This window comes from Thiorhodococcus fuscus, from assembly GCF_042682685.1.
Taxonomy (GTDB): domain Bacteria; phylum Pseudomonadota; class Gammaproteobacteria; order Chromatiales; family Chromatiaceae; genus Imhoffiella; species Imhoffiella fuscus.
Genome location: NZ_JBHUHX010000040.1, coordinates 62,606 through 83,731 on the forward strand (window position 1 = coordinate 62,606; position 21,126 = coordinate 83,731).

The window sequence follows — 21,126 nt, forward strand, 5'->3', positions numbered from 1 at the left end:
AACACGTTCGGGCCGCATCATAGCAGTTTGTGCTCGTGCCTCAACCGCTCAGAGTCGGCCGCCGAGGGCGCGCGAGCAGAAAGGTGGCCGGCAGCGCCAAGCCGATGCCGAGCGCGGTGGTGAGACCGATGGCATGCAGCACCGGGATGCTGGACAGGGCGAGCAGACCGAACATGAGCAGGCTCGATAGCGCCGAGAGGGCGACGGCGAAGGCGGCCCGCGCGGATTCGGCCGGATCCGCGCATCGGCGGCTGAGAAAGAGGCTGTAATCGATGCTGAGCCCGAGCACCAGCAGCAGCGACACCAGATGGAAGAGATTGATCGCGCCTTCGATGGCCAGCAGCAGGCCGTAGTCGAGGACGAGGGTCAGGGCGATGGGCAGGATCACCCTCAGTGTGCGCCCCTGACGGCGGACGCCCAGCCAGATGAGTACGCCGATGAGCGCGGCGGCGAGCGTCAGACTGTTCAGCGTTTCCCGGATGAAACGGTCGATCAGTCCGGCGCTGGTTTCGCGCAGGTCGAGATACCGCAGTCCGTTGGCGGGATCGAGCGACTGGAGCGCGGCGATGGCAGCCGGGTGATCGGCACCGATCAGCGGGATGAGTCCCACCCACGCATCGTCGAAGGGCTGGAGGAGCGTCTCCAGTCGTTCGCCGATGGGCGTTCCTTTCAGATCATCGGATGTCAGTGGCGTCTGGGCGCGCGCCAGATCCAGGTCGTCCAGAAAGGGCGTGAAGGCGCCGGTGCGAAATGGCAGTCCGGCGACGGCCTGATCGAGTCGCCGTTGCAGCTGGTCCCGGCTCGGTAGCTCGGATTGACGGGCGCGCTGGGCGGTCTGGCTGGGCAGGATCCGTGTGGGTGTGTCGAAGCCGGCGATGAGGCCGGCGTCGACCAGTCGATTCAGCTCGGCGCTCGATGACTCGATGCGTTGCAGCACCTGTTCGGGATTCGTGCCGACGATGAAGAGAATCTGCGCCACCTCGGGTGCGCCCAGTTCGGTGCGCAGACGCTGGTCCAGGGCGATCTCGGATCTGGGGACCGTGCTGAGACGCGAGAGATCGCTGCTCCAGGGATCGGGATGCAGCGCCAGCAGTGCGGCCAGGAGTCCGGTCAGACCGAGCGTGATGAGACGGGCGGGGCGGCTGTCGAGCGTCGGGAGACGGTCGAGCAGGCCGGGCAGGGCGCTGGGCGCCGTCCAACGGTAAGGCTCCGGGAGCAGGACCGGGAGCAGGAATCTGGAGCAGGCGGCTGCGCTGGCCAATCCGGCTCCGGCGAGCACCCCCAACTGAGCCAGTCCCTCGAATTCGGCCAATGCCAGGGCGGCGTATCCGCAGACCGTGGTGACGACCGCGATCAGCAGGTTCGGACCGATCTCGCTCAGGCCCTCGATCCGATCCTCTCGGCGCTCGGCGTGCACGAAGATGTGCACCGGGTAGTCCATCGCCACACCCATGAGGGTTACGCCGAGTGCCAGGGTGATGCCGTGGATGGAGCCGAAGGCCAGGACGACGGCAGTGGTGCCGATCAGGATGCCGGTCGCCAGCGGCAATGCGCCGATCAGCACCAGTCGCGGCGAGCGGAAGGCGGCGAACAGCAGGGTCGCAACCACCAGTGACGCGGCGGCGCTGAGCCAGGTCGTCTGGGTCTGGATGGTCTCCTGTGATCCGACCGCGAAATAGCCCGGCCCGCTGATCGTCAGGCGCAGCCGCGCGGTGTCGGCGAGCGCGGCGAATCCGGCGCGAACGGCCGCGACAGCCTCGGCCTGAGCCGCCAGGTCCGATGCCTGGGCGCGCGTCTCGGCCAGCAGCAGTGCCTCGCGACCGTCTCCCGAGACCCAGATGCCGTGCTGCTGGTGTGGTCTGGTGGGCGGTTTCAGGTCGAGCAGCCAGGCGCGAAAGCAGCCGGTCGGGTCCCGGGCGATGAGCGATGTGTCGATCGGCGGCATTGGACCGGCCAGCTCATCCAGGCGCCGTTCGAGCGCGCCGCGCAGACCCTTCGTGTCGAGATTTATCTGACAGGGTCCTCGCGGACCGATCAGGTAGCGGTGCGCGAGCGTCGGTGCCAGAGCGTCCGCCTCGAAGGTCTCCGAACCGTTGGCGACACGACGAAAGCGCCCGCTTGCATCGAGTGTGGCGCTCAGTGCCCGGCTGGCATCCGCCAGACGCTCGGGATCCAGATCGCCCTGGAGCGCGATCAGCAGGGTTCGGGCGGCGATCCCCTCGCGCAACTGGTTCAGCAGCAGACGCTCCTGGAGCGTCGCCGTGCGCGGCAGCAACATGGAGAGGTCGCGATGCAGGGTCGTCTGGTTCAGGTTCCAGAGCGTCAGGAGCAGCAGGCAGAGTAGCCAGACGCCGAGCAGAGGGCCGGTTCGCGGGAGGCGCATGCGGGGTGCCATCAAGCCGGCCGAGAGGTCTGCGTCGCCTTCGAGAGCGCTCCGCAACCTGGGCAACGGATTGAAGTGTTCGGCGTCCTTTGCCATTGGATGGCCTTTGGGGCGTTCACTGCGTTCTCCGGCAGTCCTTATCCGGCCCGGGGCACGCTAACAGGTGCTGATCGCTTAGTCGCATGCTGCGTCGATCGCCGTTGCCCTCCAGGATCTCCAACCGATCGATCCGGTTATCGGCCCCCTCGATGCGGATCGTTTGAACGATGTTGCCGATACCGCGCTCGCGCGGGGTGAGCGCGAGCGTCCAGCCGTCGGCGCGGGGTTGGTAGTCAAGTTGAAAGAGGCTGCGCAGCCGTTCCAGATCGCCGGCGAAGGTCGCCCTCAGTGCCAGCACGACATTGGCGAGCGCGGCATGATCCGAAATCATGAATTGGGTTTTCCTGCCCCCTTCGATCAGCTCGATGCGATCCCCGTCGATATGGACGGCATCGCCTCGGTCGCTGGTCTTGGTCAAACGGTCGGGGGCTTGGTAGCTGAGATGACCGCGCGATTCGAGCGGCTGTTCGAGCAGCGAGAGTTCGACCGCCTCCCGATACTCGGCCTCGACCTGGATCACCTGGGCGAGCGAGCGCATCCGAGTCTCCAGGTCGGTCGGCGCGGCGATCAGGTCTGCCGTGCATGGCAGGAGCGCGATGGCGGCCATGGTGAGCGCAGTCAAGAGACGTTTGCGCTGGCGGCCGGCTCGGGGTTCAAACCAAGGCGCTTGGCTGGATAGAGGCTGGCTCTCAAGCCGATCCGGTTTCATCCCAGAAGTCATAGAAATTGAACCAATTGTAGGGCGCCTGCCGGGCATGGTGTTCGAGCCGCTCGGCATAGCGCTGGGTCCATCGCTCCACGGCCTGGGCGCGCTGACCGCGCTCCGGGGCGACCGCTTCGGTGAGGGGTTCGAAGATGACGTCGTAACGGTTGCCGCCGCGATAGAGCCCGAAGAAGAGCACGACGGGTGCGCGGGTCGCGGCCGCGAGCGTCATGGGGCCGGTCGGAATGCCTGCCGGTCGGCCCATGAAGGGGTAGGTCAGGGTGTCTTCGTCCGATCTGGATCGGTCGCCGAGCAGGCCCACCATGCAGCCCAGGTCCAGGCTCTCCTTGACCTGCAGCAGACTTTCCGGGGTGCCGAGCGGGATGATGGTCGTGGCGGCCTGCGGATTGAGCGCGTGCAGGATTTCGGTGATGACCTGATTGTGCTCGGGAACCATGAGCACCTTGAGCGGCAGGTTGCGGCGTCCGATGGCCAGGGCGCGCACCACCTCGAAGCTGCCGAGATGCGAGCCGAGCAGCAGGAATCCCTGTCCCGCGTCGATGCGTTCCAGGACGCATTCGGGGTTGTGCAGCCGGATATCGAGCAGGTCCTCGCGGCCCGAGAGCAGAAACACCCGGTCGAGGATGGTCGCCGCGAAACAGTGGATGTGACGGGCGACGTCGAGCAGGTTCGCCGTTCGGCCGAGCGCGCGGGTCAGATAGAGCCGCGAGGCGATGCGCTGCGGTCTGGCCTTGATGAGGAAATAGAGCGTGATGGGGTAGAGGAAGGCCCGCGCCACCGGGCGTCCCAGACGCAGCCCGATCCAGCGGATCAGCCGCAGCGATGCGCGCGATCCGCGCTCGCGCTGGGCGGTCCATTGCAGACTCATGGTGCGATGGTCAGACGTCCGGCACAGATGCTCCGGCCGTTCTGGAGACAGCGGAAATCCAGCGCGCGTCCGTCGCGCGCCGGACCGAATTCGACCTCTGCCTCGCGTCCCGGGATCAGCGGACGCTGGAATTTGATGAAATCGAGACGGCTGGAGCCGGTCGGGCAGAGGGCGAGGATGCGTTCGAGGATCACCGAGCCCGGAACCATGGGGTTACCCGGGAAGTGTCCGGCCAGCGCCGGGTGATCCGCCGGGACGCTGAATCGGGTCGTGCGTGTCATGTCTTCCGCCCCTCCTCGGATTTCAGGAGTGCGAGCAGCCATTGGTGCGGCGTCTTGCCGACCTCGTTGCGCGGCAAGGCATCGACGAAGAGGATGGGGCGCGGGATGAAGACCGGGTCGATCTGTTCGCGCAGCCGGGCGACGAGTTCGGCGCGATCGAGTCCGGGCGCGACCAGGATGGCGGCGAGACGGCCGGGCGATGGATCTCGCTCGTCCGGGACCAGGATCACGCCCTCGTGCACGCCTGGAACGGCGTTCAGCGTGCGGTTGAGGTCGGCGAGCGAGGCGCGTTTGCCGCCGATATTGACCATGTCGCTGCCTCGGCCCAGGAGTCGGAAATGGGTCTCGTCGATCAGCTCCAGCCGGTCGTTGAGCGGGATGCTGCCGGGCAGGAAGTCGGCCTCGACCTGAGTCCGCTCGGCGTCCAGCGCGGTGGCGCGGACGCCGTCGTACCAATGCCAGACGGGGCCGGCGACGGTGCGGCGGCTGGCGATGGACCCGGTCTCGGTGCAGCCGTAGACCTCGCTGACCTGGGTCGAGAATGTCGACTCGACCGATTGCGCCAGGTCGGTGTCGAGCGGGGCGGTGGCCGAGATGACATGGTCGATCTCAGGCCATTCCAGCCCGGCCTTGAGACAGGCGCGCAGATGGACGGGCGTGGTCACCAGGATGCGCGGACGGCCGGTTTCGGCGAGGGCGCGACGGACGTCATCGGGGAAGAAGGGGCGCCCTGCATGGGCGGAGGCGCCGGTCGCCAGCGGGATGAAGACCGAGAGTTCCAGGCCGTACATGTGCTGCGGCGGCACGGTGGCGACGATGCGGGTCTCGGGCCCGATGCCGAAGCGTTCGGCTGCGCGCAGCGAGCAGCGCATCTGGTCGCTCCAGCGCTTGGCGTGCGGCTGGGGCGTGCCGGTGCTGCCGGAGGTGAAGGCGATGATGGCGTCCGCTCGATCGGACAGTTCGGGGGCGCGAGCCGGTTTCAGATCGACGGGGTCTGGCTCCTGGATCGGGTGATGCGGCAGGCTCGGGTTCGTGGCCGCGCCGTCCGAGAGCGTTACACAGCCCGGATAGCGCTTGGCGATTCCATGAACGGTGGCGTCGAGCCGGTTGGGCGGCAACAGTGTTGGGATGTCGCGCGCCAGGGCCGCGCACAGCGACAGCATGAAGCGATAGCGGTCCTCGCAGAGGTTGATGAGGTGCGTCGCCGGCGGCAGTCGCTCCGCGATCAGTGCGACCTGGGAGAGGAATGTCTCGCGCGAAACGGTTCTGCCCTCTCGCCAGGCGATCGGTCCTTCCCGCCGGTGAGCGGGCATGAGCGCATTCACGCGAGGATTCCTCACTAATGCGCGCGGTTGGCCGCGATGTGGGCGCAGAGATCGCGTAGCGAGGCGAAGATGGAGCGGACGTTCGGATCCTGGGAGCTGATGGTGATGCCGTATGTCTGGGTGACGGCCAGCGAGAGTTCCAGGGCATCGATCGAGTCCAGCCCCAGGCCGTCGCCGAACAAGGGGGCGGTGGGGGAGATCTCCGAGACCTGCATGCCATCGAGATGTAGGGTCTCGATGATCAGTTGAGCGACTTCTTGTTCGAGTGGTGCAAGCGTTTCCAAATCGACTTCCTTAAGGGCGTAATCCGAGTCAGAGTCCCGGTTTAACCGCTGTGTATTCGTTCATGATGGCATGGAGGACCGATCGCTTAACGGCGGAGAATCCCGATGCCTTCAGTGCGGTCTCGATGGTTCTGGGAGAAACGCACCGATCGACCGTATCCCAATAGTATTGCATCAGGCGTCGCGCATCCGTGCGACCTGTCACCAGGACCGCCAGCGAAGGCACCAGATGCTTGAGGTAGAAGCGGGTCATGCGGTAGCCCAGCGGCGAATCGGGCGGCACCATCTCCAGCAGCAGGAGCCGGCCGCCCGGCTTGAGCACGCGAAGATACTCGTCGAAGGCCACCCTCAGATCGCAGACATGGCGTAGCGCGTAGCCCATGGAGATGAGGTCCACCGAGGCGTCGTCGAGCGGCAGCGATTCGGCGATACCGCAGGTGCGGTGCTCGACGCCCCGTTTGCCCGCCTGCTGGAGCATGGGCAGGCTGGGGTCGATGGCGATGACCGTGCCCTCGGGGCCGACCAGTTCCGAGGCATGTCGCGCCAGGACCCCGGTGCCGGTCGCGATGTCGAGGACCCGGTCTCCGGCCCGAATGCCGGCGCGACGCAGTGCCTGCAGCCGGTAACGCTCGCCGGTTCCGAGGCTCATCCAGCGGTTGATGCGGTCGTAGCTCGGCGCGGTCTGGTCGAAGAGCTGGCGAATATAGGGAACGCGCTGTTCGCGGCTGGCGTAGTGTTCGTCCAAGACCGGGTGGGGCGGGAGCTCGGCGGATGGCGTCTTGGTGCGAGTCATGGCGATGGCTCTTTGCTTGGCGGACGCAGGCGGCGCATGGGGGCGCACCGCGTGGAAGTCGGTTCGGTCGAGCCCGGAGGTGATGTGCGGTCTGTCCGGGGATGCTCGACGGTTCAGCTCGGTGCGTCGCATGGCTGAAGCACGCCCTCGATCTCGATCGCGAGATCGCGCCGACAGATATCGCCGCGCAGATACTGGATCCTGGTCGCCGGTCCGCACCAGCGGCGCAGGGGCGGTTCGATCCTGTCGATGTCGTGCGGGGCGCGGACATAGACGCGGAGCAGATTCGGGCGACATCCTCCGGGCGCTCCGGCCGCTTCGATCAGCGTCTCCAGATTGCGCAGCGTCTCGGTCAGTTGCGCTTCGGGCTGATCCGGGTGGTTCGAGGCGTGTCCCACGACGCTCGCCGTGCCCGAGATGAAAAACGTGTCCAACAGGCCGCCGGTGCCCTGCATGGCGCGCGCGAAATAGGGCGGTCGGATGCCGTACTCCGGTGGATAGCGATAGGCCGGGACCTGGCGAGGGTTCTCGACCGCCGTCCCCGGCGAGCGTGCGAACAGCCCGTAGACCAGGAGTCCTTCGCAATGGGCGCCGATGGCGCTCGCGGCCGGGATGCGTTCGACCCCGAATCCGGCATGGTCGAAGGCGTTGGCCCGACCGGCGCTGAACGCTCGGTAGCCCTCCTGTCCGTCGGCCGGGTCGTGGATCGAGTCGACGAGGTTCCAGATGCGCAGCGGATGCGGATAGCCGCGTCGAGCCGTCAGTTCGAGCATCTCTCCATAGAGCGTCTCGGTCGTTGCGGCGAGTGCGTCGCGGTCGGTGTCCTCGATCAGACGATGGACCAGCATCAGGTCCTCGCCCTCCACGAAGCCCATGCCGCCCTCCCAGCCGAGATCCTCAATGCGCTCGACGCCCCAGTGCTCGAACGGTTGGTTCGGCCCCAGCGGGGCGAGGCCGACGGTCAGCGCGCGCGGATCCTCCGAGCGCAGGTGTCGGCGGCCGAAGCCAATTCGGGCGAATGTGTGCGCGTCGAGCGAAGGGGGTTCGACACTGTCCGCCGTCCCATATGACAGTATCATCTGGTGCGGCGTCGCGGCCTTGGGGCTGGAGCTGTCGTCGGCATGATCGCGGTCTGTTCTGAGTGAGTTCGACAGGTTCCTTTCGAGTCGTCCGTCATCGCGCTCAGGCCGCCTGACGGGGTGGGCGGGAGTCTACGCATAGCGCTGATTCGCATCAAGGTAATCGGCGATTGGTTTTTTGGATGCGGCTGTTGTCCGGGGGGATGGAATGCGCGTGTTGGCCGAGGTCGTTCGGAAGGTGAGGCGGAGCGTTCGAGTCCCCCGGTATGGCTCCGGGAGGACGGTCGAAAGGGGGCTTTTGGTTCTGCTGCTGCTCGGTTCGGGTGTCGTCCAGGCCGCGCGCGAGCCGCTGTGGGAGGTCGCGCTCGGTGGCGGCGCGCTGACCTTGCCCGACTATCGCGGCGCGGGCCAGTCCAATGGCTACGTCTATCCCTTCGTCCTGCCCTATTATCGCGGCGAGGTGCTCAAGTCGGACGAGAACGGCATCCGTGGGCTCTTCTTCGAGTCCGAGCGCATCAAGCTGGATGTGAGTCTGGACGGGACCGTCCCGGCATCGAGCAGCGACGATCCAGCGCGTCGCGGTATGGACGACCTGGACCCGACCTTTCAGATCGGCCCCATGTTTCGCTATCTGCTATGGGATCGCGAGGATCGGAATCGGTCGTTGAGTCTCAACCTGCCGGTTCGCGCGGCCTTCGCCGTGGGGGACGGGCTCCAGCACATCGGTTATACCGCCTATCCCCATCTCACCTATCGACAGGATCTGGACCTGATCGGACAGCGCTGGCGGGTGCGTCTGTCGGGCGGTCCCCTGTTCGGGACCGAGAGCCATCACGACTATTTCTACCGTGTCTCCAGTCGGGACGCGACGTCCGCGCGCGCGGCCTACGATCCTGACGGCGGTTATGGCGGCGTGCGTATGATCGGGACCCTCTACCACCGTCACAAGGATTTTCTGGTCAATGTCTATGCCATGTACGACTCGGTCGATGGGGCCGTCTTCGCCGACAGCCCGCTGGTCCAGCGCGACAGTGGCGTGACCTTCGGTTTTCTGGTGAGCTGGTTTCTGTTCAGGTCGGACCGGACGGTCGAGACGGGAGGGCTGGATTGGTGAGTCTTCGTCCAAAAGCGCCGCTCTTGGATCGTGTCTGCCCGTCTTCGGCCTTCCCGGATGGCGCTGCGCTCCATCCGGGCTACGGGGGCTGGATCAGAAGCCGTCGGTGGAGGTGAAGAGTCCGACGCGCAGGTCCTTGGTGGTGTAGATGGTGCGCCCGTCGACCTGGACGACACCGTCGCCGATGCCGAGCACCAGCTTGCGGCTGATGACCCGTTTCATGTCGACGTGATAGGTGACCTTCTTGGCGGTCGGAAGCACCTGGCCGGTGAACTTGACCTCGCCGACGCCGAGCGCGCGCCCATGTCCTGGGTTGCCGATCCAGCCCAAATAGAAGCCGACCATCTGCCAGAGCGCGTCGAGACCCAGGCAGCCGGGCATCACGGGGTCGCCGGGGAAGTGGCACTCGAAGAACCAGAGGTCGGGGCGGACGTCGAGTTCGGCGATGATTTCGCCCTTGCCGTTGGCGCCGCCGAAATTCGCGATGCGCACGACGCGGTCCATCATCAGCATGTTCGGGGTTGGCAATTGGGCATTGCCTGGGCCGAACATCTCGCCGTGGCCACAGGCCAGGAGTTGATCGCGATCGAATGAAGCTTCTTTGTTCATGTGATCCTTGTATTGTTCAGGTGGTTGGCGTCTGGCTGTCCGTGCCCTTTCGTAGCGGAATCGCTGACGGGTCGTAGGTGATTCGTCTCGAATTCCCGGTTTCGCCCGCGCGGAATGCTGATGCTCCGCGCGGGCGTATCTCGTCTAGGAGGCGTCGCACTCGGCCTTCAGGCGTTCCTTGAGGACGTCTACGATCTCGGCGATGGGGATGAGCTGCATCTCGGCATCGGTGCGGCCCTTGTATTCGATGACGCCATCGTCCAGTCCCTTGTCTCCGACGACGATCCGGTGCGGGATGCCGATGAGCTCCATATCCGCGAACATGAAGCCCGGGCGCGCATCGCGGTCGTCGAGGAGTACCTCGATTCCGGCCGCCTGGAGATCGGCGTAGAGCTGCTCGGTCGCCTCGCGCACCCGATAGGATTTGCCGAGCTTCATCGGCAGCAGCGCAACCTCGAAGGGGGCGATCGGGGCGGGCCAGCAGATACCGCGCTCGTCGTGATGCTGTTCGATGGCGGCGGCGACGACACGCGAGACGCCGATGCCGTAGCAGCCCATGGTCAGGGTGGTGGCCTTGCCGTCCTCGCCCAGTACCGTAGTCTTCAGTGCCTCGCTGTATGTGCGACCGAGTTGGAAGATGTGTCCCACCTCGATGCCGCGCGCGATGGTCAGGGTTCCCTTGCCGTCGGGGCTGGGGTCGCCCTCGACGACGTTGCGCAGATCGGCGATTTCGGGCAATGGCAGATCGCGTCCCCAATTGAGGCCGAACCAGTGCTTGCCGTCCTGGTTGGCTCCGGCGCTGAAGTCGGCGGTGACGGCGACGGTGCGGTCGACGATGCAGGGAATGGTCAGGTCCTTGGGCCCGAGCGAGCCTGGACCGGCTCCGATCGCGGCACGGATCTCCTCCTCGGTGGCCATGCGCAGTGGCGAGGCGACTTGGGGTAGCTTTTCGGCCTTGATGGGGTTGAGTTCGTGGTCGCCGCGCACCAGGAGCGCGACCAGATCGGCATCGATGGCCTCGGAAGCCGCGACCACCAGCGTCTTGACCGTGTGCTCGATCGGCTGTTGGAATTGCTCGACCAGATCGGCGATGGTTCTGGCCTTGGGCGTGTCGACCAGGCGCGCCTCTTCGCGTGCTGGGGGTAGGGCGTGCGCCAGGGCCATGGCCTCGGCCAGTTCGACGTTGGCCGCATAATCGCTTTCGGTCGAGAAGGCGATGGCGTCCTCGCCCGAGGCCGCGAGCACATGGAATTCGTGCGAGGCGTTGCCGCCGATGCTGCCCGTGTCCGCCTGCACCGGGCGGAAATCGAGTCCGCAGCGGCTGAAGATGCGGCAGTAGGTTTCGTGCATCTGGCGGTAGGTTTCGGACAGGGACGTCTCGTCCAGATGGAAGGAGTAGGCGTCCTTCATGAGGAACTCGCGCGCGCGCATGACGCCGAAGCGTGGTCGGATCTCGTCGCGGAACTTGGTCTGGATCTGATAGAAGTTGACCGGAAGTTGCTTGTAACTTCTCAATTCATTGCGCGCCAGATCGGTGATGATCTCTTCGTGCGTCGGGCCGAAGCAGAACTCGCGCTGGTGGCGGTCGCGCAGGCGCAACAGCTCTGGGCCATATTTCTCCCAGCGTCCGGATTCCTGCCACAATTCAGCGGGTTGAACCGCTGGCATGGCGACCTCGAGCCCGCCTGCCCGGTCCATCTCTTCGCGCACGATGCGCTCGATCTTGCGCAGGACACGCAGGCCCAGGGGCAGCCAGGTGTAGAGCCCGGCCGCGAGCTTGCGGATCATGCCGGCTCGCAGCATCAGCCGGTGGCTGGCGATTTCGGCGTCCGCAGGGGTTTCTTTGATGGTCTGTAGAGGAAACTGAGAGGTGCGCATGGCGACGGCAGTCGATCGGGGAAAACGCGAGAGTCTATTGTTCAACGCAGATGGACACAACTTTCGGACCACTGTCGGTCCCTTTGACGCTCGGGTCGAATCGGCGGGTTCGACCTGAAGCGACCTTTTAGGAAAAAGGCTTGAAATTGAGGGGTGCGGTTAAGATACACGCACCGGTCGAAACGTGATGAGGCATTTGGATAAGGACACCACGCCATCATGCAACAGAGTATTCGCACTATGAACCATTCGGAGTCGGGAGAGATCGCCCCAGATCGGCGCACGCAGGCGCGAATCGAGGTGCGGATCCCGGTCAAGGTCACGCTTCCAGGGGAGGAGGGCTCGATCACTGGAGTGAACGAGGATATTTCCTGGGGTGGGGCCTTGCTGCGGATCCCAGGGCCTCTTCCCAAGGTGGCGGGTAATATACGACTCGTTTATCCCTGGAAGCAGGGCGATAGCATCGCGATCGAGGGGCGGATGCTACGCGCCAAGCCGCTCGACGACGGTCGCCACTATGAGGTCGCGGTTCGGTTCGTCAGTCTCTCTCCCCGCAGCCAGTCGCGTTTGGTGAAGCTGCTCAAGTTGCTGCGCAACGGTCGTCATTCGGCCGATGCGTCGGATACGAGCGCGCTCGTCCGCGAACTCGAGGTCGAGGTGAACGATGCCGACAACCTGCGCAGCATGCTCAAACAGATTGCCAAGGGGCAGCATTCGCTGACCGTGTTCGATGCCTACGAGCCCAATCAGAGCATCAGTCTCTCGATCGTCGGGGCCAAAAATCTGCCTGGCATCCGGCTTCGGGCGCGCGTGATCCATGTGGAAAAATCTCACGCCAAAGGTTTCGAGTGGGCCGAACTCTATACCTTGATGCTTGGTTTCGAACACCCGATCAAGGCGCTCAGGGCTAGCGTCAAGATGTTGCTCGAACAGCTTCCTGCGGAGCGCGAAAGCGCCCTGGCGTCGGAGGCTGCGCCGGACTGGCTGAGGGCGACACCTTTCGCGCGCCCGACGGTTGCGGACCGAGCGCGCTTCTTGCCGGGAAGTAATGCCCTGAGCGTCCTTGAGGCCGACTTTCCTGAGGCGTTGAATCGGCTCATCGTCGGCTGGGGCGATGTCGAGATGTTCGAGTCCCTGTTTCGGGATTTGACCTTGGGGGATCAGGGATTGCCCGGCGGTTGGCCGCCCGATGCCTGGGCCGAGCTGGAGATGCTTCAGGACGTGCACGATCTTTCCTACGGGAAGTCTTCCGAACGTAGCGCGATCCTGAAAGGGGGGCGGGTCACCTGAATCACGGGTCTCCATGGACCTGGACGTGCGTCGGTCGCTTGGCGCTGCTTGACCCTCGGTTGCGATCGCGGTAAGTTCGGACTCTTTTTCAACGTTTTTCCAAACTCCTCCTCGACCGGAAAAACCGGCTCCTCCTTCGTCCTCTTGCGGGCCTCGCCGATCGCCGGCCGGGCCGCTCGTGGTGTGCCGGGGGTGTGGGCCGAAGACGTCGCCGGGGAGGAGGCTGATCGGAGGTCGCGAAAGGTGGCACTGACTGGAGCGGAACCAGATGGGGCGGATGTGACGGCGGCTGGCATCGAATTGAGCGGGGGAGAGATCGTCGTCCAGGCGCTGCTGGACGAAGGTGTCGAATACGTCTTCGGCTACCCGGGCGGCTCGGTTCTGCACATCTATGACGCCCTGTTCAACAAGGGCGGGGTCAAGCATATCCTCGTGAGGCACGAGCAGGCGGCGGCGCATGCGGCCGACGGCTACGCGCGCTCGACCGGTAAGTGTGGCGTGTGTCTGGTTACCTCGGGTCCTGGCGCCACCAATGCCGTCACCGGCATTGCGACCGCCTATATGGATTCCGTGCCCATGGTGGTGCTCACCGGTCAGGTGCCGACGCCCTTCATCGGCAGCGATGCGTTTCAGGAGGTCGATACGGTCGGCATCACGCGTCCCTGCGTGAAGCACAACTTCCTGGTGAAGGATGTGCGCGATCTGGCCTCGACCATCCGCAAGGCCTTTTATATCGCGACCACGGGGCGTCCGGGGCCGGTGGTGGTCGATATCCCCAAGGATGTGACGGATCCCAACGTCAAGGTGCCCTACGCCTACCCCAAGGACGTCAAGCTGCGCTCCTATAGTCCGGTCGAGCGCGGACATCTTGGGCAGATCAGGCGGGCGGTGGATCTCATGCTCGCGGCCAAGCGGCCGATCTTCTATACCGGCGGTGGCGTGGTGCTCGGAGAGGGCTCGGCCGAGCTGAGAGCGTTGGTCCAGGCGACCGGATTCCCCATCACCAGTACGCTCATGGGGCTCGGGGCCGTGCCGGGAACGGATACGCAGTTCCTCGGTATGCTCGGCATGCACGGCACCTATGAGGCCAACATGGCGATGCACGAGACCGATGTGCTGATCGCCGTCGGTGCGCGCTTCGACGATCGGGTGACCGGCAAGATCGAGCATTTCTGCCCGCATGCAAAGATCGTCCACGTCGACGTGGATCCCTCGTCGATCTCCAAGAACGTCAAGGTGGACGTGCCCATCGTGGGGCAGGTGGCGAGCGTGTTGGCCGATATGTTGCGCCTGTATCAGGAGCAAGCCTCCAGTCAGAGGGCGTCCCAGCTCGCCGACTGGTGGGCCAAGATCGCCGAATGGCGGCGTGTCGAATGTCTCCGTTACGATCAGGACGCGGCGGCGGCCATCAAGCCGCAGTTCGCGGTCGAGACACTTTACAAGGTGACTCAGGGCGAACTCTATCTGGCCTCCGACGTGGGTCAGCACCAGATGTTCGCGGCCCAGTTCTATCCCTTCGGCGAACCGCGTCGCTGGATCAATTCCGGCGGTCTGGGCACCATGGGGTTCGGGTTGCCGGCAGCGATCGGGGCCCAACTCGCCCATCCTGAGGCGCAGGTCGCCTGTATTTCGGGCGATGCCAGCATTCTCATGTGCATCCAGGAACTCGCGACCTGTCTGCAGTATTCGCTGCCGATCAAGGTGCTGCTGCTCAACAACGGCTACATGGGCATGGTCCGTCAGTGGCAGGAGCTCTTCTACGAGAGCCGCTATTCCCAGTCCTACGTCGACGCCCTGCCGGATTTCGTGAAGCTTGCCGAGAGCTTCGGTCATGTCGGGATGCGGGTCGAGCGCCCGGGCGATCTCGAGGGCGCCATGCGCGATGCCTTCGCCATGAAGGATCGTTTCGTGTTCATGGATGTCTTGGTCGATCCGACGGAGAACGTCTATCCCATGATCGTCGCGGGCAAGGGCCATCACGAGATGCAGTTGTCGCCCGGCCTGTCCGACCGCGAGTTGGCCTGACGTCATCCTCACATAGACCGAATACGAGACTGAGCCAATGAGACACATCATTGCCGTGTTGCTTGAGAACGAAGCCGGTGCGCTCTCGCGCGTCGCCGGGCTCTTCTCGGCCCGTGGCTACAACATCGAATCTCTGACCGTCGCGCCCACCGACGACCCCACCCTGTCCCGCATGACGCTGGTGACGACCGGGAACGACGAGATCGTCGAGCAGATCAAGAAGCAGTTGAACAAGCTGATCGATACGGTGAAACTGCTCGACCTGTCCGAGGGGCCCCACATCGAGCGCGAGATGATGATGGTCAAGGTGCGCGCCGAACGCGACGATCGCGAGGAGCTCAAGCGCCTTACCGACATCTTCCGCGCCAAGATCATTGATGTGACGGATACCAGCTACGTGATCGAGCTGACCGGTGCCTCCAGGAAACTCGATGCCTTCATCGATGCGCTTCCCGGCGGGGCGATCATCGAGGTCGTCCGCTCCGGGCCGACCGGCATCGCGCGGGGCGAGAAGGGACTCGTCCTCTAACATATCCATCGTCCGCAGACGCAAAGATCCGGCCCGGTCCCGTGGTATGTCCACGGGCATAGGGGCCTCTGGCATCGATGCATGCGGATCGTTTCATTCCAATGGGATCCAGCAAATGACCATTAACGTGTATTACGACAAAGACGCCGATCTCTCCCTGATCCAAGGGAAGAAGGTGACCATCATCGGTTACGGCTCGCAGGGCCACGCCCATGCCAACAACCTCAAGGACTCCGGCGTCTCCGTCACGGTCGGTCTGCGTCCTGGTTCCGCGTCCGCAGTCAAGGCGAGCAACGCCGGTCTGACCGTCAAGTCGATCGAGGAGGCGGTCGCCGAGGCCGACGTGGTCATGATCCTGGCCCCCGACGAGCATCAGGCGGCCCTGTACCGCGATCAGGTGGCTCCGCACATCAAGCAGGGTGCCGCCCTGGCCTTCGCTCACGGCTTCAACATCCATTACGGCCAGATCGCCCCGCGCGAGGACCTGGACGTCATTATGGTCGCCCCCAAGGGTCCCGGCCATCTGGTGCGCTCCACCTACACTCAGGGCGGCGGCGTGCCGAGCCTGATCGCCGTCTATCAGGACGCCACCGGCCAGGCGCGCGACATCGCCATGGCTTATGCCTCCGCCAATGGCGGCGGCCGTGCCGGCATCATCGAGACCAGCTTCCGCGAGGAGTGCGAGACCGACCTCTTCGGCGAGCAGGTCGTGCTCTGCGGCGGTCTGACCTCTCTGATCCAGGCCGGTTTCGAGACCCTGGTCGAGGCCGGCTACGCGCCCGAGATGGCCTACTTCGAGTGTCTGCACGAGGTGAAGCTGATCGTCGACCTCATCTACGAGGGCGGCATCGCCAACATGCGCTACTCCATCTCCAACACCGCCGAGTATGGCGACCTGACCCGCGGTCCGCGCGTCATCACCGGCGAGACCAAGGCCGAGATGAAGCGCATCCTGGGCGAGATCCAGAACGGTCAGTTCGCCAAGGAGTTCATCCTCGAGAACCAGGCTGGCGCATCCTCCATGAAGGCCATGCGTCGCCTCGGTGCCGAGCACCAGATCGAAGAGGTCGGTGAGCGTCTGCGCGAGATGATGCCCTGGATTCGCGAGAAGAAGCTGGTCGACAAGACCCGCAACTGATCGCACCGGTTGCGCCGGCCCTGACCGGCGCTCCGCGCATCTGGATGGCCGCCTTGCGCGGCCATTCGCGTTTTCAGGAGGAGGTAAGGCTCAGGCGACGCTCGTGAGGCGTCGGGCGGGCCGCATCTGGGTGTTGGGCGTGCGGTTGCCGCGTGAGTCCTGCGTGGCCTGGTCGGCGCGCTCGAAGATCGCCTTGGCCTCAATGCCCTCTTGCGGATAGAGCGCATACCCCATGTCGCTCAAGACCTGCAGCAGGGCCCCCTTGGCCATGATGGGTTTGGCGAGGCGCTTGGCGAGCCGGTCTGCGACACCCTGGGCCTTCGACGGCTCCATGATTCCTTCCAGAATGACGGCGAACTGATCCTCTCCGATCCGCGCGACCGTGTCGGTACTGCGTACTCCGGTGCGGAGCTGTTCGGCGTACTTGCCGATGACCTGCTCCGCGATCCCGTTGCCGTAACGCTCCGAGATGGACTCAAGATCGTCCATTCTCAGCAGGAGCAGTGCGAACGAGCCGCGATGGCTGCGGTGATACCTGACGGCGTCGGTCAAGCGATCGAGAAAGGCCTTGCGGTTGATGAGACCTGTCTGTAGATCGTAATCGCTGGCGTTGAGTGTGCGGCGAGGGGTCAGTGTCCTCGTTGAGCGGTTGCCGCGTTCCGAATCGGGCCGTTCGGCCTGCATGCTGTCGGGATTGGGGGAATTCGGTCCAACCATCTTGTCCTCATCATCGTAGACGGCTTGTCGTTATGTGTTCGGCGTCGACCCAGGTCCAACTCGTGTGGCATCGGTGGGTATCCAACAGAGTATATGAAAAAGCCGATACGATAATGAGATTCTTCCTTTCGCAAACGTGCTGTCGATGATAAGGATCAAGCCTTGATGAAGGACATGAATTCGGCGCGGGTGCGGGGATCCTCGTCGAAGGCGCCTCGCATGGCGCTCGAGACCGTCGTGCTGCGCTGTTTCTGTACCCCGCGCATCATCATGCAGGTGTGGCTGGCCTCCAAGACGACCGCGACGCCGTGCGCTCCGAGATGCTCCATCAGGGCGTCGGCGACCTGATTGGTCAGGCGTTCCTGGACCTGTAGTCGGCGGGCGAAGACGTCGACCACGCGTGCGATCTTGCTCAGTCCGACGACCTTGCCGTTGGGCAGATAGCCGACATGGGCGTGTCCGAAAAAGGGCAGCATGTGGTGCTCGCACATGGAATAGAATTCGATATCCCGCACTACGACCATCTGTTTGACGTCTTCGGCGAAGACGGCTCCCTTGATGATGTCCTCGGCGGACAGGCCGTAGCCGCTGGTCAGGAAGTCCAGCGCCTTCGCGACCCGCAAGGGGGTGCGCTTCAGTCCCTCGCGATCTGCGTCCTCGCCGATTTCGACGAGCATGCGCCGGATCAGATCCTCTTTCAGCGGGTCGTAAACCTCCTCGTTGGATTCGGGTTCGAAACTGGTTGCGTAATGGCTGTGTGCCAGTACCTGAGACAGCTTGGTCTTCTCTGACATGCGATGGCCTCGATATCCTTTGCGCTCGCTACGGGGCGGCCTTGTCCGTCCCGCGAACGGCTTCCGTTTAGTGCTTGAATGCAAGAATTGGGGCAATTCCACAAAAGGGAATCGGACCCGGCGCTGCGAATCGTCAAGGCTGGTCGGATGAGATCGGGTTTGGGTGGGCGGTTTTCGCTCATCCTCCGGTGACGTTCATGTGGCGTAACACAAGGGGTTGACCGGAGAGGTTGAAGTCGTGGCCGCGCGGTTTCAGGTCCATCGCGGAGACGATGGTCTGCTTGACCGGCGCATCGTCACAGGGGTTGGCCCGTAGGGCGCGTCGGAGGTCGACCGAGTGCTCTTGTCCCAGGCAGAGCAGAAGCCGTCCCTCGGCGGTCACGCGGACGCGATTGCAGTCCCCGCAGAAATTATGGCTGTGAGGCGAGATGAAGCCGACCCGGGTTTCGGTTCCGGCGATGCGGTAATACTTGGACGGGCCACCGGTGATTTCCGTCGTCGGCAGCAGCTCGAATGCCCCTTCCAGATCGCGGCGGATCGCGTCGCTCGGATAGTAGGCCTCGGCCCGGTCATGATCGGCGATGACGCCTAGGGGCATCTCCTCGATGAAGCTCAGGTCGATGCCCTGATCGATGGCGAATCGGGTGAGGTCGAGAATCTCGTCGTGGTTGCGGTTCTTGAGGATGACGCTGTTGAGCTTGACGCGCTCGAATCCGCAGCGGATGGCCGCCTGGATCCCGTCCAGTGTCTTGTCGATGTCGCCGAGTCGGGTGATGCGTCTGAAACGCTCGGGCCTGAGCGAATCCAGGCTGACGTTGATGCGTTTGACGCCTGCGTTCTTCAGCGCCGGGGCGTGCTGGCGGAGCTGGCTTCCGTTGGTGGTCAGCGCCAGGTCCTGGATCCCCGGGATCTCGCCGAGTCGCTCGAATAGCCAGATGGCGTTGCGGCGGACCAGGGGCTCGCCGCCGGTAATGCGGATGCGGGTGACGCCGAGTTCGCTGAAACAGCGGCCGAGCCGCGCCATCTCTTCGAGTGTGAGCAGTTGGTTGCGCGGCAGGAATTTCATGTCCTCGGACATGCAGTAGACGCAACGCAGATCGCATCGATCCGTGATGGATAGACGGACGTAGTGAATGCGCCGGCCGAAGCGGTCGGTCAGTGCGCTTCCCGCATCGATGGTCTTTCGGGTGGATGGGTTCATGTGCTCGGCGCTCCTCGTCCCGTCGGCTCGGATGGCCGATCGTGCTTCTAATTCGGTGTCATTCAGAGCGGTTTACTCTCGCAGGACTTGAGGTCGGCGGCAACCCGAGGAAATGGTGGTTTTGTCCAGCTCGGTCGGTTGGTTCTGCGCTGCGTCGACAGGGGCTCGCGTTGACCCGGTGAAGGCCATGCTCTAGCCTGCCGTTTCGTCCTCGGGCTTGGGCTCGGGATTTCTGGCGGGCGGCGGGCGATCGCCGTATCAATCGGACGCGTTCCCATGAAAGATTCCTGGAAGGCCGCGATGCAGGAGGCCACTCGGTTGACACGAGCCGGCCAGGTTGCCGAGGCGGCGGCGCTCATTGGGCGCGCGCTGAGCAAGGGTCCATCCGCTCCCGAGCCTGGCGCCGCTTCGGGTTCAGTGATCGATGGCGAATTCGAGGTCGTTCGGGACGCGCACGCGCCGGCATCGGTCGAATCTCCGGGGTGGTCGTCCGGGACCTTCGCGAACGCATCGGGTGCGCGAGATTATCGGTTTTTTGTCCCTCCGCCCGGCCCTCGGGCGGATGCTCCACGTCCGCTGTTGCTCATGCTCCATGGGTGCACGCAGGATCCCGATGATTTCGTGGCATCGACCCGAATGCAGGCGCTGGCGATGGAGCAGGGCGTGTATCTGCTATGCCCGGCGCAGTCCGTTGCGGCCAATGCCAATCGCTGTTGGGGCTGGTACGAAGAGACGAATCAATCGGTCGATCAGGGGGAGCCCGGAATCATTGCCGGCCTGGTTCGCCAGATCCTCTCCAGCCATCCGGTCGATAGGCGCAGGGTCTATGTCGCGGGCTTTTCGGCCGGCGGGGCCATGGCGGCTACTCTGGCCGCGCTCTATCCAGAGCTCTTCGCGGCCGCAGGCGTTCATTCAGGGTTGGTCTATGGCGCGGCGCGCGATCTCATGTCCGCCTTGGTCGTCATGCATCAGGGTGCGCCGGCGGCGAATGCGAGCCTGGGGCTAGGACGCGCGCCCGTTCCCATGATTCTGTTCCAGGGCGACGCGGACGCGACGGTGCATCCGAACAACGCCGCGCGTCTGATCGCGCAGGCTGGTTTCGTCGTCGGCGGCCCTGATGAACGACCGGCGGAGCAGGGGCGCGTGCCTGACGGCTACGCGTATAGTCGCTGGGTCTACGCCGATCCTGCTGGTCGTCGTTGCGCCGAGTTCTGGTCGATCCATGGAGCTGGACATGGTTGGTCGGGTGGTAGTGCCCTGCATGCCTTTACCGAACCGCAAGGGCCGGATGCCTCGCGTGAGATCCTGCGATTCTTTCTTGAGCACCCCAAGGGCGGCTGATCCGCGCCGGGGAGTCGATTCAGGCCAAATAGTTTTTTGCGCAATCCCATGTAAGAATCGCGGTTTCCTGATACTCAACATGAGGTAATCGTCCGTGAGTCAAGATATCAAGGTCGCGCGTTATGGCCTGGTCGCACAGGGGTTTCACTGGCTGGTAGCCCTGCTTCTACTTGGTCTCTTCGTCACCAACAGTCTGCGCGAGGCCGCTCCCGAGGAGTCCGAGCTTTTCTGGCTTCGGCTCCACATGTCGCTCGGCATCCTGGTCTTCCTGGTGACCATCGCCCGGATCGGCTGGCGCAAGATCGTCCCTCCGCCGGCCATGCTGGATGCGCCCAAGTGGAGTCAGTTCGCGGCCAACGCGGCCCACGTTCTGCTCAATCTCTCAACCCTGCTGGTTCCCATCTTCGGCTATCTGCGTGTCGCCTCGAAGGGCTATGCGGCTGATTTCTTCGGCACTCAGATTCCGTCTATCACGGGCGAGATGCATGCCCTGCACGAGCTCATGGAGAACGTTTTCCATGGCGAGCCGATGGAACTCTTTCTCTATGCGCTGATCGCGCTGCACGTGGTCGCGGCGCTCTGGCATCAGTATGTTCTGAAGGACAACGGGCTTCGGCGCATGCTGCCTTGGTAGGTCGTTGCGGCGATGGGGTC

At 64.3% G+C, this 21,126-nt stretch carries 20 protein-coding genes; 7 read left to right on the plus strand and 13 right to left on the minus strand.

The window, feature by feature from the left end; genetic code table 11:
• Positions 1-40: 40 nt before the first annotated feature.
• The 8 genes from ACFSJC_RS14395 to ACFSJC_RS14430 form a co-directional block, all read right to left on the minus strand.
• Positions 41-2,383 carry an MMPL family transporter gene (locus tag ACFSJC_RS14395; protein ID WP_386027699.1) on the minus strand — a complete coding sequence of 781 codons (2,343 nt, stop codon included), beginning with the start codon at positions 2,381-2,383 and terminating at the stop codon, positions 41-43.
• Between the two features lie 115 nt (positions 2,384-2,498).
• Positions 2,499-3,104 (minus strand): outer membrane lipoprotein carrier protein LolA, encoded by a 606-nt coding sequence (locus ACFSJC_RS14400; RefSeq protein ID WP_386027701.1) that lies wholly within the window; start codon positions 3,102-3,104, stop codon positions 2,499-2,501.
• 67 nt (positions 3,105-3,171) lie between these two features.
• The gene (locus tag ACFSJC_RS14405; protein ID WP_386027702.1) at positions 3,172-4,074 is read right to left on the minus strand and encodes an LpxL/LpxP family acyltransferase; all 903 of its coding nucleotides are present in this window, start codon (positions 4,072-4,074) and stop codon (positions 3,172-3,174) included.
• Complete coding sequence (locus tag ACFSJC_RS14410) at positions 4,071-4,355, minus strand: ApeI family dehydratase (protein ID WP_386027703.1); 285 nt, start codon at positions 4,353-4,355, stop codon at positions 4,071-4,073. Before ACFSJC_RS14410 ends, ACFSJC_RS14405 begins: the two co-directional genes overlap by 4 nt.
• The gene (locus tag ACFSJC_RS14415) at positions 4,352-5,680 is read right to left on the minus strand and encodes an AMP-binding protein (protein ID WP_386027704.1); all 1,329 of its coding nucleotides are present in this window, start codon (positions 5,678-5,680) and stop codon (positions 4,352-4,354) included. Before ACFSJC_RS14415 ends, ACFSJC_RS14410 begins: the two co-directional genes overlap by 4 nt.
• Positions 5,681-5,694: 14 nt before the next feature.
• Positions 5,695-5,964, minus strand: a complete 270-nt coding sequence (locus ACFSJC_RS14420; RefSeq protein ID WP_386027705.1) for a phosphopantetheine-binding protein — start codon at positions 5,962-5,964, stop codon at positions 5,695-5,697.
• A 28-nt stretch (positions 5,965-5,992) separates the two neighbouring features.
• Positions 5,993-6,889: a class I SAM-dependent methyltransferase gene (locus ACFSJC_RS14425; RefSeq protein ID WP_386027707.1), complete on the minus strand. Its 897-nt coding sequence runs from the start codon at positions 6,887-6,889 to the stop codon at positions 5,993-5,995.
• On the minus strand, positions 6,871-7,836 hold the full coding sequence (locus tag ACFSJC_RS14430; protein WP_386027708.1) for a chorismate transformation FkbO/Hyg5 family protein: 966 nt from the start codon (positions 7,834-7,836) through the stop codon (positions 6,871-6,873). Before ACFSJC_RS14430 ends, ACFSJC_RS14425 begins: the two co-directional genes overlap by 19 nt.
• A gap of 298 nt (positions 7,837-8,134) precedes the next feature.
• On the opposite strand from ACFSJC_RS14430, the gene ACFSJC_RS14435 reads away from it, so the two are divergent.
• On the plus strand, positions 8,135-8,950 hold the full coding sequence (locus tag ACFSJC_RS14435) for a MipA/OmpV family protein (protein WP_386027710.1): 816 nt from the start codon (positions 8,135-8,137) through the stop codon (positions 8,948-8,950).
• A 93-nt stretch (positions 8,951-9,043) separates the two neighbouring features.
• Here ACFSJC_RS14435 and fabA read toward each other — a convergent pair whose 3' ends face one another.
• The gene (fabA, locus tag ACFSJC_RS14440) at positions 9,044-9,559 is read right to left on the minus strand and encodes a 3-hydroxyacyl-[acyl-carrier-protein] dehydratase FabA (protein ID WP_386027711.1); all 516 of its coding nucleotides are present in this window, start codon (positions 9,557-9,559) and stop codon (positions 9,044-9,046) included.
• 144 nt (positions 9,560-9,703) lie between these two features.
• On the minus strand, positions 9,704-11,437 hold the full coding sequence (locus tag ACFSJC_RS14445) for a proline--tRNA ligase (RefSeq protein WP_386027713.1): 1,734 nt from the start codon (positions 11,435-11,437) through the stop codon (positions 9,704-9,706).
• 219 nt (positions 11,438-11,656) lie between these two features.
• Here ACFSJC_RS14445 and ACFSJC_RS14450 point away from each other — a divergent pair, with 219 nt between their 5' ends.
• From ACFSJC_RS14450 to ilvC, 4 genes are all read left to right on the plus strand, one after another.
• Complete coding sequence (locus ACFSJC_RS14450; RefSeq protein ID WP_386027714.1) at positions 11,657-12,727, plus strand: PilZ domain-containing protein; 1,071 nt, start codon at positions 11,657-11,659, stop codon at positions 12,725-12,727.
• Positions 12,728-12,970: 243 nt separating this feature from the next.
• Positions 12,971-14,752, plus strand: a complete 1,782-nt coding sequence (locus ACFSJC_RS14455; RefSeq protein ID WP_386027715.1) for an acetolactate synthase 3 large subunit — start codon at positions 12,971-12,973, stop codon at positions 14,750-14,752.
• Between the two features lie 37 nt (positions 14,753-14,789).
• The gene (ilvN, locus tag ACFSJC_RS14460) at positions 14,790-15,281 is read left to right on the plus strand and encodes an acetolactate synthase small subunit (protein WP_386027716.1); all 492 of its coding nucleotides are present in this window, start codon (positions 14,790-14,792) and stop codon (positions 15,279-15,281) included.
• A 121-nt stretch (positions 15,282-15,402) separates the two neighbouring features.
• Positions 15,403-16,419: a ketol-acid reductoisomerase gene (ilvC, locus tag ACFSJC_RS14465; protein ID WP_386027766.1), complete on the plus strand. Its 1,017-nt coding sequence runs from the start codon at positions 15,403-15,405 to the stop codon at positions 16,417-16,419.
• Between the two features lie 90 nt (positions 16,420-16,509).
• On the opposite strand, the gene ACFSJC_RS14470 is transcribed toward ilvC, so the two are convergent.
• From ACFSJC_RS14470 to moaA, 3 genes are all read right to left on the minus strand, one after another.
• Positions 16,510-17,136: a GGDEF domain-containing protein gene (locus tag ACFSJC_RS14470; RefSeq protein WP_386027718.1), complete on the minus strand. Its 627-nt coding sequence runs from the start codon at positions 17,134-17,136 to the stop codon at positions 16,510-16,512.
• A gap of 155 nt (positions 17,137-17,291) precedes the next feature.
• A complete protein-coding gene (folE, locus tag ACFSJC_RS14475; RefSeq protein ID WP_386027719.1) occupies positions 17,292-17,930 on the minus strand; it encodes a GTP cyclohydrolase I FolE in 639 nt (212 codons plus the stop codon).
• A 178-nt stretch (positions 17,931-18,108) separates the two neighbouring features.
• The gene (gene moaA, locus ACFSJC_RS14480) at positions 18,109-19,131 is read right to left on the minus strand and encodes a GTP 3',8-cyclase MoaA (RefSeq protein WP_386027721.1); all 1,023 of its coding nucleotides are present in this window, start codon (positions 19,129-19,131) and stop codon (positions 18,109-18,111) included.
• Between the two features lie 276 nt (positions 19,132-19,407).
• On the opposite strand from moaA, the gene ACFSJC_RS14485 reads away from it, so the two are divergent.
• Together ACFSJC_RS14485 and ACFSJC_RS14490 are read left to right on the plus strand one after the other, a co-directional pair.
• The gene (locus ACFSJC_RS14485; RefSeq protein WP_386027722.1) at positions 19,408-20,472 is read left to right on the plus strand and encodes an extracellular catalytic domain type 1 short-chain-length polyhydroxyalkanoate depolymerase; all 1,065 of its coding nucleotides are present in this window, start codon (positions 19,408-19,410) and stop codon (positions 20,470-20,472) included.
• A gap of 94 nt (positions 20,473-20,566) precedes the next feature.
• Positions 20,567-21,106 carry a cytochrome b gene (locus ACFSJC_RS14490; protein ID WP_386027723.1) on the plus strand — a complete coding sequence of 180 codons (540 nt, stop codon included), beginning with the start codon at positions 20,567-20,569 and terminating at the stop codon, positions 21,104-21,106.
• Positions 21,107-21,126 lie beyond the last annotated feature (20 nt).